The sequence below is a fragment of the Nesterenkonia sandarakina genome, assembly GCF_003003175.1.
GTDB classification, from domain to species: Bacteria; Actinomycetota; Actinomycetes; order Actinomycetales; family Micrococcaceae; genus Nesterenkonia; species Nesterenkonia sandarakina_A.
The window spans coordinates 128,574-141,669 of the sequence record NZ_PVTY01000003.1; the positions used below are offsets into that span (position 1 = coordinate 128,574).

The 13,096-nt window shown below is 68.8% G+C and carries 11 protein-coding genes; 8 read left to right on the plus strand and 3 right to left on the minus strand.

Annotation, left to right across the window (positions count from 1 at the left end; all coding sequences use genetic code 11):
- Nucleotides 1–17: 17 nt before the first annotated feature.
- The gene (locus BCL67_RS03325; protein ID WP_106122035.1) at nucleotides 18–455 is read right to left on the minus strand and encodes a DUF4307 domain-containing protein; all 438 of its coding nucleotides are present in this window, start codon (nucleotides 453–455) and stop codon (nucleotides 18–20) included.
- A gap of 212 nt (nucleotides 456–667) precedes the next feature.
- On the opposite strand from BCL67_RS03325, the gene mca reads away from it, so the two are divergent.
- From mca to BCL67_RS15720, 4 genes are all read left to right on the plus strand, one after another.
- Nucleotides 668–1,525, plus strand: coding sequence for a mycothiol conjugate amidase Mca (gene mca, locus BCL67_RS03330; RefSeq protein ID WP_106122141.1), 858 nt, complete (start codon nucleotides 668–670; stop codon nucleotides 1,523–1,525).
- Nucleotides 1,526–1,643: 118 nt separating this feature from the next.
- Entirely contained in the window at nucleotides 1,644–2,018 is a 375-nt protein-coding gene (locus tag BCL67_RS03335) for a hypothetical protein (protein ID WP_106122036.1), read from the plus strand.
- Between the two features lie 164 nt (nucleotides 2,019–2,182).
- The gene (locus tag BCL67_RS03340) at nucleotides 2,183–4,360 is read left to right on the plus strand and encodes a prolyl oligopeptidase family serine peptidase (protein WP_106122142.1); all 2,178 of its coding nucleotides are present in this window, start codon (nucleotides 2,183–2,185) and stop codon (nucleotides 4,358–4,360) included.
- Nucleotides 4,361–4,438: 78 nt separating this feature from the next.
- On the plus strand, nucleotides 4,439–6,739 hold the full coding sequence (locus BCL67_RS15720; RefSeq protein WP_258174722.1) for a thioredoxin domain-containing protein: 2,301 nt from the start codon (nucleotides 4,439–4,441) through the stop codon (nucleotides 6,737–6,739).
- A gap of 29 nt (nucleotides 6,740–6,768) precedes the next feature.
- Here the strand turns inward: BCL67_RS15720 and trhA are convergent, their stop codons facing one another.
- Nucleotides 6,769–7,446: a PAQR family membrane homeostasis protein TrhA gene (gene trhA, locus BCL67_RS03350; protein ID WP_258174734.1), complete on the minus strand. Its 678-nt coding sequence runs from the start codon at nucleotides 7,444–7,446 to the stop codon at nucleotides 6,769–6,771.
- Between the two features lie 173 nt (nucleotides 7,447–7,619).
- Here trhA and BCL67_RS03355 point away from each other — a divergent pair, with 173 nt between their 5' ends.
- Together BCL67_RS03355 and BCL67_RS03360 are read left to right on the plus strand one after the other, a co-directional pair.
- Complete coding sequence (locus BCL67_RS03355; RefSeq protein WP_106122037.1) at nucleotides 7,620–8,402, plus strand: isoprenyl transferase; 783 nt, start codon at nucleotides 7,620–7,622, stop codon at nucleotides 8,400–8,402.
- Between the two features lie 408 nt (nucleotides 8,403–8,810).
- Nucleotides 8,811–10,112 (plus strand): PhoH family protein, encoded by a 1,302-nt coding sequence (locus BCL67_RS03360; protein ID WP_258174735.1) that lies wholly within the window; start codon nucleotides 8,811–8,813, stop codon nucleotides 10,110–10,112.
- 53 nt (nucleotides 10,113–10,165) lie between these two features.
- On the opposite strand, the gene BCL67_RS03365 is transcribed toward BCL67_RS03360, so the two are convergent.
- Nucleotides 10,166–10,870 (minus strand): rhomboid family intramembrane serine protease, encoded by a 705-nt coding sequence (locus BCL67_RS03365; RefSeq protein WP_106122039.1) that lies wholly within the window; start codon nucleotides 10,868–10,870, stop codon nucleotides 10,166–10,168.
- A 145-nt stretch (nucleotides 10,871–11,015) separates the two neighbouring features.
- Between BCL67_RS03365 and BCL67_RS03370 the strand changes: the two genes are divergently transcribed.
- A complete protein-coding gene (locus tag BCL67_RS03370) occupies nucleotides 11,016–11,549 on the plus strand; it encodes a MarR family winged helix-turn-helix transcriptional regulator (RefSeq protein WP_106122144.1) in 534 nt (177 codons plus the stop codon).
- A 104-nt stretch (nucleotides 11,550–11,653) separates the two neighbouring features.
- Nucleotides 11,654–13,075: a class II fumarate hydratase gene (locus BCL67_RS03375; RefSeq protein WP_106122040.1), complete on the plus strand. Its 1,422-nt coding sequence runs from the start codon at nucleotides 11,654–11,656 to the stop codon at nucleotides 13,073–13,075.
- Nucleotides 13,076–13,096 lie beyond the last annotated feature (21 nt).

Here is a 13,096-nt window from a genome sequence, read left to right on the forward strand (position 1 = left end):
TGCGGGTGATGCAGTGGTCAGTCGACGTCCCAGCATGAGTCCACCACTCCGGTGACTCCGCGGGACTCGGTGCGCACATCGGTGCGGTAATACTCGCTGCGATCCGCGGGGTTCGACCCTTCTTGAGGGCCGATCGTGACCACCCGGGAGCCGACGACTGCGTAGCTGTTGTCCAGCACATGGACCATGCATTGAACAGTAGCATCCAGGTCTTTGGAGACTTCGAAGTCCACCGAGGCCTCGGTGTCCGAGGTGATCGTGTACCCGACGTCGTTATGGGTCAGCTGACCCACCGTATTGCCCACCGTGACGTAGACCAGCGCGCCGAACGCGAGGATCAGCGCGCCGATGATCATCCAGCGCTGGGATTTCACGGGCACGCTGCGCCGGGGGGCGCCATAGCGCGACTCCAGCTCGGTGGAGGCAGCGGCGTCGGTGGTGCTGGACTCAGTCATCAGGACTATTCTAGGTGCTTATGCAGAGCTCACACCGCACTCTCTCCCAGAAGTCCTCACCGGACGCCTCGCCCCGCTCAGCGGGGGTGGCGAGCTCCCCGGCGGGCTCCGACGCCGTCGTCCACCACGGCACCGATGTCAGCACCGACGTGGTGGCCGCCGCGGTCGCCGGCGCCAAGGCACAGAGCCTCCCGAGGTCCTCCGGCCTGCGGATGCTGGCCGTGCACGCACACCCGGATGATGAGTCGTCGAAGGGGGCCGCGATGATGGCTGCCTACGCGGCCGCCGGGGCAGAAGTCATGGTGGCCACCGCCACCGGCGGCGAGCAGGGCGATCTGCTCAACCCCGCGGCCGGGGAGATCCTGCAGACCCACCGCGACCTCCCCGGGGTCCGCCGGATGGAGATGGCCGAGGCCGCCGAGGCGCTGAACATCTCCCACGTCTGGCTGGGCTTCGCCGATTCAGGACTGCCCGAGGGGGACCCCACCCCGCCGCTGCCCTTCGGCAGCTTCGCGACGCTGCCGCTGGAACAGGCCGCGGCCCCGCTGGTGCGCCTCGTGCGCCGGTTCAAGCCGCACGTGATCCTCTCCTACGACGAGGTCGGCGGATACCCGCACCCGGACCACATCATGAGTCACAAGATCACGGTGGAGGCCTACCAGGCCGCCGGGGACGCCGCCCGGTACCAGGGTCCCGGTGAGGCCTGGGAGCCGCAGAAGCTCTACTATGACCGCGCCTTCAACCCCGGACGATTCGAGGCGCTGCACCAGGCCCTGATCGAGGCCGGGCATGAGTCCCCGTATGAAGATCGCCTGCTGCGCTTCCGCGACGGGTCGATCCCCTGGATGACCGATCACGAGGTGACCACGCAGATCCCGGTGGGCACCTTCCTCGAGCACCGCGATCGTGCGCTGCGCGCCCACCGCACCCAGGTGGAGCCCGACGGCTTCTTCTTCGCGACGCCCAACGACTTCCTGCGCGAGGTCTGGCCCTACGACGACTACGTCCTGGTCGATTCCCGGGTCAAGACCGAGCTGCCGGAACACGACCTGTTCAGCGGCCTGCGCTGAGGACTCGGTTCGTCGCTGAATTTCTACAACGCGTAGACTTGAGCCAGCGGTCGCCGTCGGCGGCCGCCGAAGAAGCCCGGTCCGCCAGGACTGACGACGTTCAAAGGCAGAGACACCTGTGGTTCTAATTCCCTCGGTCAACAACCCGTGGCCAGGTGGCGGCGGCGGTGACGCTCCCGAGCTCCGTCCTGGGCTGGAAGAAGCCGACATCACCCCGGGGATCGAAGGCTTCCTCTTCACCGCCCTGGTCGTGGTGCTGCTCATCGTGGTGGTCCGCGACCTGGTCAAGCGGATGCGCCGGATGAAATACCGGGCGCAGGTGGAGGCTGAATACGGCGAGGACGAGGCCGAGTTCCCCGGAGAGATCACCGAATCCGAGATCTCCGCCGCCCAGCAGCGCTCCCGCGACGCCGCCGCCGAGGCCCGCTTCGGCCCGGCCCCGACGACGCCTGCCCCGCCCGCGGAGAACGAACCGCACCCACCATCCCGCTGAGCCCTGAGCCCTGAGCCATGAGCCCTGAGCCTCGGCGCGGACGGCTCGCGCTGAGCTCCCCGCGCTGAGGGGCGGATTCTACGAGCAGTCGAGTGGGATTCCTGCCCGAGATGGCCGCGGATTCAGCCACTCAACGACTGGGTGGGGTGTCCTACACTGGCGCCATGGTGACAACTCTCCCGTACGGGTCCTGGCCTTCGACCATCTCCGCCGAGCAGCTCGCCGTCGGCGGCAACCGGCTGGGCAGCCCGCAGTGGGTGGGCGAGCAGCTCTGGTGGAGCGAGGCGCTGGCGGTTGAGGGCGGCCGGCAGACCATCGTGCGGACCGCGGCAGATCCGCTCGCGACGCCGCACCACGACGACGACGCGGCCCGCCTGACCCCTTCGACGCGCCCGCACACCGTGACCGTGCTGCCCGCGCCGTTCAACGCCCGGTCTCGGGTCCACGAGTACGGGGGCTCCTCGTGGATCGCGCTGCCCGCGAGGACCGCAGCAGGACTCGGGCTGCCAGCCGGCGCTCGGCCCGGCGACCACGGCTTTGATGCGCCGCTGGTGTTGTTCGTGAACTTCGCCGACCAGCGGGTCTACGCCTTCGCCGAGGGTGGTGCTCCGCAGCCGATCAGCCCGGTGGGTCCCGAGGTGGCTGAAGCCGGGGGGCCCTCGCTGCGCTGGGCCCAGCCCACGGCGGTCTCGCTCGCCGACGGGGCCGTCGAGGTCTGGTGGGTCTGTGAGGAGCACCTGGACGGAGCAGATGCTGACGGTGCGCCGCTGATCGAACGCTATATCGCGGCGCTCCCACTGGACGGGACAGCCGCCGAGGATCAGCTCGCGGTGCGCAAGGTCACCCCGTCCTCGCGCTTCGTCGCGCACCCGCAGCTCTCACCTGATGGGACCCAGCTGGCCTGGATCTCCTGGGAGCATCCGCAGATGCCGTGGGACGGCACCGAGCTGCACCTGGGCCGGGTCGCCGGCGGGATCGTGGTCGAGGACACCGTGCTCGACGGCGGGCCTGAGGTGTCGGTGCTGCAGCCGCAGTGGCGTCGCGACGGGGAGCTGCTCTACCTCAGCGACCGCTCCGGCTGGTGGAACCCCTGGACGGTGCAGACCACGGCCCAGAACGGGACGCAGACCGGGAGCCGGACCGGCGCTGCGGGGACCGAGGGTCCGCAGCAGCTGCTGGTCGATGAGCAGGAGTATGCCGGGCCGCTGTGGCAGCTCGGCGCGCGCTGGCTCACCATGATCGACGCCGACCACGCGCTGAGCATCCACGGCACCGCCACGGACTCGCTCGGCGTGTTGAACCTCGCGACCGGGACGGTGACGCCGCTGCAGCTCCCGCACACCACGATCTCCGGAGTGAGCCTGCGTCACGACGGGGCGCTCGCGCTGCACGGCGCCTCGAGGACCGAGTTCGCCGCGATCAGCCTGGGTCACCTCGAGAGCACCGACGGGCAGTGGCACCTGAAGGGCCTCGGCGTCCTCCGGTCCTCCCGTGATGACGCCCCCGACCCGGGGCTGCTGCCGGCTCCGGAGCCGATCACGGTGCGCGACAGGGCCGGGCAGGCGATCCACGCAGTGCTCTACCGGCCGCGTCAGGTCGGATTCGCCGCTCCGGCGGGGGAGCTGCCCCCGTTCATCGCCCAGGTCCACGGCGGACCCACCGGACAGGCCGCCGTCGGGCTCTCGCTGGGGATCGCCTATTACACCTCGCGCGGCATCGGAGTGGTGGACATCAACTACGGCGGATCCACCGGGTTCGGCCGGGCCTACCGCGACCGGCTCAAGGGGCAGTGGGGAGTGGTGGACGTCGCGGACACCGTCGCGGTGATGGAGCACCTGGTCGCGGAGGGCATCGCCGACCCTGCGCGGCTGGGGATCGAGGGAGGCAGCGCCGGAGGATGGACCACGCTGGCGTGTCTGACCCGCACCGAGACCTTCGCCGCGGGAGTCTCCAGCTTCGGGGTGGCCGACCTGGTCGCGCTGGCCGAGGACACCCACGACTTCGAGTCGCGCTACCTCGACGGGCTCGTCGGGCCCTATCCCGAGGCGGCCGCGATCTACCGCGAGCGGGCGCCGCTGAACCACGTGGACTCGTTGAACTGCCCGGTGCTGCTGCTCCAGGGCGACGAGGACCCGATCGTGCCCCCGAACCAGGCAGAGTTGTTCCGCGACGCCCTGGCCGCGAAGTCGATCCCGCACGCGTATCTGCTCTTCGCCGGGGAGCAGCACGGGTTCCGCAAGGCCGAGAACATCATCACCAGCTTCGAGGCCTCGCTCAGCTTCTACGGCCAGATCTTCGGGTTCGAGCCGGAGGGGATCCCGCACCTCGAGCTGAGCCGCTGAGCCCCCACCGTCGTTGAGCGGCCGCCCCGGAGAGCGGAGTCGCTCGACGCCCGGTCGCGGGTGCGCGAGACTTGGCGGATGGGACACCGCCTCGCCGCAAGCTCGTCGCTCTACCTCCGCTCCCATGCGGAGAACCCCGTGGACTGGCGCCCCTGGGGAGCCGAGGCCTTCGCCGAGGCGCGCCGCCGCGACGTCCCGGTCTTCGTGTCCATCGGCTACGCGGCCTGCCACTGGTGCCATGTGATGGCGGCCGAGTCCTTTGCGGATCCGGCGCTCGCAGAGACGCTGAATGAGCGGTTCGTCGCGATCAAGGTGGACCGCGAGGAGCACCCGGATGTGGATGACACCTATATGGCCGCCACCCAGGCGATGACCGGGCAGGGCGGCTGGCCGATGAGCGTCTTCACCCTGCCCGACGCCCGGGTCTTCCACGCCGGCACCTATTTCCCGCCCCGCCGGATCGGACAGGTCCCCTCCTTCGCCGAGGTCCTCGACGCCGTCCACCAGGCCTGGACCGAGCGCCGCACGGAGGTCGAGACCTCCGCGGGCAAGATCGCGGCGTCCCTCGGAGCTCAGCGCCGACAGCAGGCCGGGCTGGCCACCACGGTGTACACCCAGGACGACGACGGCGCGCGCCGCCCCGCCGGCGCCTCAGCCAGCGCCGCGCAGCGGGTCCCGGAGAGCGGACCTGCGGGGACGCCTGACGCGGCGCCGGAGCCGGTCACGATCGACCCTGCGGAGCTCGACGGTCTTGTCTCCGACGCGCTGGCGGTGCTGAGCGAGCAGGAGGACCCGGTCCACGGAGGCTTCGGCTCCGCGCCGAAGTTCCCGCCCTCCGCGCTGCTGGGCTTCCTGCTGGAGGAGTCGGTCTGGGACCCAGGCTCCGCCGCCGCGGGACTGGCGGTCCGGACCGTGGAGGCCCTCGGACGGTCCGCGCTCTTCGACCAGGTCGAGGGCGGCTTCGCCCGCTACGCCACCGATCTCGCCTGGGCGCTGCCGCACTTCGAGAAGATGCTCTATGACAATGCCCAGCTCATCGGTCACTGGGCCCGACTCAGCGTGCACCCCGCCGCAGACGCGGAGTCGCGTGCGCACGCCGAGCGCCAGGCCCGGCTCAGCCTGGACTGGCTCACCGAGCGGATGCTGCTGCCCGACTCCGGCCTGCTCGCCTCCTCGCTCGACGCCGACACCGTGGACTCCCGGGGCCAGCACGCCGAGGGGGCCACCTACCTGTTCTCCGACGCCGAGCTGCACGAAGCCGCCCGGGCCGCAGGGCTGGGGGAGGAGCAGGCACAGCAGCTGGTGGCGCTGAACCGGGGGGTGCCCGCCGATGAGCAGTCGATCACCCACGGCGCCCCGCTGAACATCGGTGCGCAGACTCCGCGGACCCTGCACTTCGACGAACCGCTGACCGGGGCGCAGATGCAGCTCTGGGAGCAGATCGCGCCGGAGCTGCGCCGTCGTCGTGCGCTGCGCGATCAGCCGGCACGGGATGAGAAGGTCGTGGCGGCCTGGAATGCGCAGGCGGTCTCCTCGATGGCGACGGCCGCGGCGCTCTGGGACGACGCCGCACTGCTGGCCCGGGCCGAGGCGCTCGCCGAGCGGCTCTGGCAGACCCACGTCACGCTCGAGCCCGGTGATGATCCCGGCCGTGATCCCCACGGTGATCCCGCAGCTGAGACCGACGGGATCCAGCCGGCCGGCAGGGCGAGCGTGCGGCGCATCTCCTACGCCGGGGTGCCCGCGGTCGAGCCCGGGGGTCTCGCCGATCACGCGCATGTCGCGGCGGCCTGCTTCCAGCTGAGCTCCGCCGGCGCCGACGCCGCGTGGTTGCGCCGCGGGCACGCCGTGCTGCGCCAGATCCTGGAGAACCTCGTGCGCCGCGAGAACGGGGAGCTGCAGCTGCTGGAGAGCCCGGACACCACGGGGCTGCTCGCCACCGCCGCACAGGGACCGCTGCTGGCGACCCCGCTGGATGGTCCCGAGCCCAGCAGCGTGGCCGCCCTGGCCCAGGCGCTGCAGATGGCCGAGGCGCTGGAGCTGCTGGGCACCGAGGACCTCAGGCCCGCCCAGATCCTGCAGCATGTGAAGCTTGCCGCGGCGAAGGCGCCCACGGTGATCGGGGCCTCCCTGCTGGTCGCCCGCCGTGCAGGGCGCAGATCGCCGGCCTTCCGGTTCCTCTCCGGGACCGCTGAGGATCTGGCACAGGTGCGTCGGATCGGCGCGCTGCACGGGGTGCCGGTGGAACCGGTTCCAGCGGAGACTGCGAGTCCTGAGGCGGAGCTTCGGCTGAGCGTGTGCCTGAACTCAGTGGGCTCGATGGTCTGCCTGCCGCCGGTGGGATCGGTGGATCAGGCCCTCGCCGCGCTGCGTGGGTAAAGACTCAGTGCCGCTGCGCGAGTGAAGACTCAGCCCAGCAGGGCCAGCATGATCGCGATGTAGTGGCAGGTGAAGCCAATGAGCGTGCAGGCGTGGAAGAGTTCATGGAAGCCGAACCACTCCGGCGAGATGTTGGGTCGTTTGATCGCATAGAAGACCGCGCCGATGATGTAGGCGGCACCGCCGACGCAGATCAAGATCGCGGCCGCCGGGTCTGCGGCGAAGAAGTCTCCCATGAAGACCAGCGCCGCGAGCCCGAGGATCACATAGCTCGGGGTGTAGAGCCAGCGTGGCGCGCTGGTCCAGAGCACCCGGAAGGCGACCCCTGCCAGTGCGCCGATCCATACCGCGACCAACAGGATCGTGTCCTTGGGCTCGGGGAGCAGCGCCAGCGTCAGCGGTGTGTAGGTGCCCGCGATGATCAGCATGATGTTCGTATGGTCCAGGCGCTTGAGGATCATGCCCGTGCGCTGTGACCAGTTGCCCACGTGGTAGGTCGCCGAGACCGTGAACAGCATCAGCCCGGTGATCACGTAGACCACGGAGGCTGCGCGCAGCGCACCCGAGGGCGCCAGCGCGATCAGGACGATGCCGGCGGCGAGTGCCAGGGGGATCATGCCGGCGTGGAGCCACCCGCGCAGTCGCGGCTTGCGGGTCGCGGAACCGTCGAAGGAGTCGCCGCCAGGACCCTGCTGCGCAGATTCCAGGGGGGAGAGCTTCGTCTCACGCTGTGTCTTGGCCACGGCACCAGTCTAGAGCCACATGTAACCGGTCGGTAACTTGATGTGTCGCACGCCGCACCCGGACCGGCGCCCGGCTCGGGCGCAGATCCGGGTGCCGTCCCTTAGGGTGGGAACGCGTCCATATTGCAGGAGGTCCCATGGGGCTGCGTTCTCTCGCCTACGCCGTCTATGAACGGCAGATCAGCCGCGCGCTGCCGCAGGATCGGATCCCGCAGCATATCGGCGTGGTGGTGGACGGCAATCGACGCTGGGCCAAGCTTGCCGGCACCCCCACCGCCGACGGGCACCTGGCGGGGGCGAACAAGATCGTGGAGTTCATCGACTGGTGCGCCGAGCTCGGCGTGCCCACGGTGACCCTCTACATGCTCTCCACCGACAATATGAGTCGCTCCGCCGAAGAGCTGGACCAGCTGATGGAGATCATCGCCGACACCCTGGAGCGGCTCTGTGAATCCCGTCCCGGCGGCCGACCCGTGCGGGTCCACCCGGTGGGCCAGCCCGAGCTGCTGCCCGCACCGCTGGCCGAACGGCTGCGCTGCGTGGATGCCGAGCTTGCCCAGGCCGACCAGGAGCCGGCCGTGCACGTGAACGTCGCAGTGGGCTATGGCGGGCGACAGGAGATCGTCGACGCGGTCAAGGAGCTGCTGCGCGACGCCGAGTCGCAGGGACGCAGCATCAGCGAGGTGGCCGAGGAGCTCACCCCCGGGTCGATCGCCGACTGGCTCTACACCCGCGGTCAGCCCGACCCTGATCTTATCATCCGCACCTCGGGGGAGCAGCGCCTCTCCGGCTTCCTGATGTGGCAGTCGGCGTACTCGGAGTTCTACTTCTGTGAGGCGCTGTGGCCGGACTTCCGCCGCGTGGACTTCATCCGCGCGCTGCGCGACTACGCACAGCGGCAACGGCGCTTCGGGAACTGACGCGTCTCCTGGCCGGTGCGGTTCCAGGTCATGAGCGTCAGGGCTTGAACTGTTTACCCGTTCGTCACACGAAGATCATTCAGAACTACTGCCATGTAGTTCCATCTGAGAGTACGCTTCGAAGTGTCAGAACACTGACCGGAGAGGCCCGATCACGTATGCCAGAGGCATCACGTAGAAGGGGTCGGACCGGCCCCACCGGGCCGAACCGACCACCCCTGAGAATCACAACGGGGACAGTTCAAGGTTCCGCCACGAGCCGGATGCGCCACCAGGCGCCGTCCACCATGACTCGCGGTCGGGACCTTCTGTGTTTCCGGATATGGAGAAATCGTGGCCTCCTCGAATCTGACCCCTGCAACGCCTGACTCCGTCAGCAGCGATGCGCTCGACTCTGCGATCGCCGATGTGATCGCGCAGAAGTCCTATGTGATCGACACCTCGGTGCTGCTCTCGGACCCGAAGGCCTTCCTGAGGTTCGCCGAGCATGAGGTGATCCTCCCCGTCGTCGTCATCTCCGAGCTGGAGAAGAAGCGTCACGACGCGGAGCTGGGGTACTTCGCCCGCTCGTCGCTGCGGCTGCTCGATGAGCTTCGAGTGAAGCACGGGGCGCTGAATCGGCCGATCCCGCTCAACGACCTGGGCGGACAGCTGCTGGTGGAGCTCAACCACATCTCACTGGACGTCCTCCCGCAGGGCTTCCGCGGCTCCGACAACGACGCGCGGATCCTCGCGGTGGCGAAGAACTTCGCCGACGAAGGCCGTGAGGTCACCGTGGTGTCCAAGGACCTGCCGATGCGGGTGAAGGCCTCCGCCATGGGACTCGCGGCCGATGAGTACCGCAATGAATGGGTCACCGATTCCGGCTGGACCGGACTGGCCGAGGTCAGCGCCAGCTCCGAGCAGATAGCTCAGCTCTACGAGGGCGAGAAGATCGACCTCGAGGACGCCGAAGAGCTGCCGGTGAACACCGGACTGGTGATCTCCTCCGATCGCGGCTCCGCGCTGGGCCGGGTCAAGCAGAACGGCGCCTCCCACAAATACGTCCAGGTGGTCCGCGGAGATCGCGAGGTCTTCGGGCTGCACGGACGCTCCGCCGAGCAGCGACTGGCCATCGACATGCTGATGGACCCGGAGCTGGGCATCGTCTCGATGGGAGGTCGAGCCGGAACGGGGAAGTCCGCGCTGGCCCTCTGCGCCGGGCTCGAAGCCGTCCTGGAGCGCGGCGAGCACAAGAAGATCATCGTCTTCCGACCGCTCTACGCCGTGGGAGGCCAGGAGCTGGGCTACCTGCCCGGCTCCGAGGCGGAGAAGATGAACCCCTGGGGACAGGCGGTCTATGACACGCTCGGCGCGCTGGTCTCGGAGAACGCGCTCGATGAGGTGATGCACCGCGGGCTGCTCGAGGTGCTGCCGCTGACCCATATCCGCGGGCGCTCGCTGCATGACGCCTGGGTGATCGTGGACGAGGCGCAGTCGCTGGAGAAGAACGTGCTGCTCACCGTGATGTCCCGGATGGGACAGAATTCAAAGATCGTGCTCACCCACGACGTCGCCCAGCGGGACAACCTCCGGGTGGGCCGGCACGACGGCATCGCCGCGGTGGTCGAGATCCTCAAGGGCAACCCGCTCTTCGGCCACGTCACACTGACCCGCTCGGAACGCTCCCGGATCGCGGCGCTGGTCACCGAGCTGCTCGAAGACGCCTAGGCTCGCGGCGGCTGAATGCGCCCCGTCTGCCCAGGGTGGGCGGGGCGCTCGGCTCAGCGCCGCGCGAGCTTCTTCTGGGACTTCTCGCCCCGGAGGGATCTGGTGAAGATGAAGGCCACGATCACTCCAGCCAGCGCGCCGGCCAGGTGACCGGACCAGGAGACTCCGCCCGGGCTCAGCGGCGTCATGGCCATGAGCATGCTCAGTCCGTAGAGGAACATCACGGCCAGGGAGAAGATCACCGCGAGGATCCGGCGGGTGATGAAGCCGTAGGCGACCAGGAAGCTCGCGAAGCCGTAGATCACGGCGGAGGCCCCGATGTGCAGCCCGCCGCAGTCGAAGCCCTCCGGGGCGTGGCAGACCCACGGCGTCCCCCCGATCCAGAGCAGCACGCCGGAGAGCAGCCAGATCATGGCGGTGATCGTCACGAATCGCCGAGTCAGCAGCGAGAGCATGCCTCCGAGGAACAGCCAGGACATCGAATTTCCCAGAAGATGCCCGAAGCCGCCGTGCAGCAGCGGCATGAACACGATGCCGAGCAGGCCGTCGACGTCGCGAGCCTGCAGTCCCAGCGCCCGATTCATCCAGTTCCCGGTGAAGACCATCACCAGGTACACCGCCCACATGCCGGCCAGCGGCACGACGACGGGCAGGAAGGTCCGACCGAAGGTCGACCTCAGGTCGGTGCTCAGCGATTCCCAGGAATCGCCGGCGCTGATCGGTGCGTCTGCTCGGCCTCGCTGGAATGCTCTGCTCATCACCCCATGCTACGCAGGCCAGGGGCCCGGCGTGCGACGGCGCTGGCAGTCGCAGTTCTGGTGCCCTATCATTGCCTAGACGGGCTAACACTTAGTCTGTGCAACTATTGCGATGTGATGGCCTGTGCGCCGTCCCGAGGTGGAGATGTCGAAGGACGAAGCCGGACGCCAGCCCCTCGAGCGGGTTGAAGCCCCCGATGCCCCGACGCCTCGACCCGGCGGCTATTGGTATCAGGGCTCAGGCCATGCGCCGAGTTCGGTGGAGGTGCTGAACCTGCTGCGCCGGTACCGAGAGTCCGAGCGGCGAATGCGCTCGCGCACCCGGGAGTCGATGAGCATGGGGGAGACCGACCTGCTCGCCCTGCGCTACGTGCTGCGCGCCCAGTCCGCCGGAGAGCTGCTGCGCCAGCGCGATCTCGCCCGAGAGCTGGACATCAGCGCCGCCTCCGTCAGCGTGCTGGTTGACCGACTGATCCGTGACGGCTACGTCCGGCGCGTCCCCTTCCCCAGCGACCGCCGCTCGGTGGCCATCGAACCCACGATCTCCGGTGACCACGAGGTGCGCGAGACGCTCAGCGAGATGCACCGCCGGATGCTCGAGACCGTGGAGACTCTCACCGAGGTCGAGCGCGCCGCGGTGGCCAAGTTCCTCAGCGGACTGATCACCAGCGTCGACTGATCACCCGTGACGACTGAGCTCCGCGCCGACGACCTGCGGTTCTCGAGCCGCCCGGCTGCGCGTCACAGTGCTGGCCTCGAGCGATCGGTTATTAGACTGAGGCTATGACCGAGAACACTGCTGAGACCGAATACCGTATCGAGCGCGACACCATGGGTGAGGTGAAGGTGCCCGCCCAGGCCCTGTATCGCGCACAGACCCAGCGCGCCGTGGAGAACTTCCCGATCTCGGGACGCACTCTCGAGCGCGCCCACATCGAAGCACTCGCGCGGGTGAAGAAGGCCGCAGCCCGGGCGAACCAGGAGCTCGGGGTGCTCGACGCCGAGCTCGCCGAGGCCATCGTCCACGCCGCCGAGCTGGTCGAGACCGGAGACCTCGACGAGCACTTCCCGATCGACGTGTTCCAGACCGGTTCCGGGACCTCCTCGAACATGAACACCAACGAGGTGCTGGCCACCCTGGCCAACCGCTACCTGGCGGAGAAGGGCTCGGACAAGGAAGTCCACCCCAACGACCACGTCAACGCCTCCCAGTCCTCCAACGACGTCTTCCCCACCTCCGTGCACGTGGCAGCCACCTCCGCGCTGGTCAACGACCTGCAGCCCGCTCTGGCCTACCTCGCCGAGGCGCTGGAGGTGAAGTCAGCAGAGTTCGCCTTCGTGGTGAAGTCCGGCCGCACCCACCTGATGGACGCCACCCCGGTGACGCTCGGTCAGGAGTTCGGCGGCTACGCCGCGCAGGTGCGCTACGGCGTCGAGCGCATCGATTCGGCCCTGCCGCGGGTGGCCGAGGTGCCCCTGGGTGGGACCGCCGTGGGCACCGGGATCAACACCCCGCTGGGCTTCGCCGAGAAGGCCATCGCCAGCCTGGCCAAGGACACCGGACTGCCGCTGACCGAGGCCCGTGATCACTTCGAGGCCCAGGCGAACCGGGACGGGCTGGTGGAGGCCTCCGGGCAGCTGCGCAACATCGCCTACTCGCTGATGAAGATCAACAACGACCTGCGCTGGATGGGTTCGGGCCCGAACACCGGGCTCGGCGAGATCTCCATCCCGGATCTGCAGCCCGGTTCCTCGATCATGCCCGGCAAGGTCAACCCGGTGATCTGCGAGTCAGCGATCCAGGTCTGCGCCCAGGTGATCGGCAACGACACCACCGTCGCACTGTCCTCCACCAACGGCGCCTTCGAGCTCAACGTCGGCATCCCAGTGATGGCCGCGAACCTGCTGGAATCGATCCGGCTGCTGAAGAACACCAGCTACGTGATGGCGGACAAGATGATCAAGGGTCTGACCGCCAACGAGGAGCGCGCCGCGTTCCTCGCCGCGGCATCACCCTCGGTGGTCACCCCGCTGAACAAGCACATCGGCTACGAGGCGGCGGCAGAGATCGCCAAGCACGCGGTGAAGAACAAGCTCACCGTGCGCGACGCCGTGATCGAGCTGGGCTACATCGAGCGCGGTGACCTCACCGAGGCGCAGCTCGATGAGTCCCTCGACCTGATGAGCATGACCCGCCCCGGCTGATCCGCTCCCATCCTGGCTGGT

Bases quoted from the DNA above. Each gene is read 5' to 3' on its own strand.
- BCL67_RS03365 (WP_106122039.1), bottom strand. From the start codon at position 10,870: ATGAGCAGAGCATTCCAGCGAGGCCGAGCAGACGCACCGATCAGCGCC.
- BCL67_RS15720 (WP_258174722.1), top strand. From the start codon at position 4,439: ATGGGACACCGCCTCGCCGCAAGCTCGTCGCTCTACCTCCGCTCCCAT.
- BCL67_RS03355 (WP_106122037.1), top strand. From the start codon at position 7,620: ATGGGGCTGCGTTCTCTCGCCTACGCCGTCTATGAACGGCAGATCAGC.
- BCL67_RS03375 (WP_106122040.1), top strand. From the start codon at position 11,654: ATGACCGAGAACACTGCTGAGACCGAATACCGTATCGAGCGCGACACC.
- BCL67_RS03340 (WP_106122142.1), top strand. From the start codon at position 2,183: ATGGTGACAACTCTCCCGTACGGGTCCTGGCCTTCGACCATCTCCGCC.
- BCL67_RS03370 (WP_106122144.1), top strand. From the start codon at position 11,016: ATGTCGAAGGACGAAGCCGGACGCCAGCCCCTCGAGCGGGTTGAAGCC.
- BCL67_RS03325 (WP_106122035.1), bottom strand. From the start codon at position 455: ATGACTGAGTCCAGCACCACCGACGCCGCTGCCTCCACCGAGCTGGAG.
- mca (WP_106122141.1), top strand. From the start codon at position 668: ATGCTGGCCGTGCACGCACACCCGGATGATGAGTCGTCGAAGGGGGCC.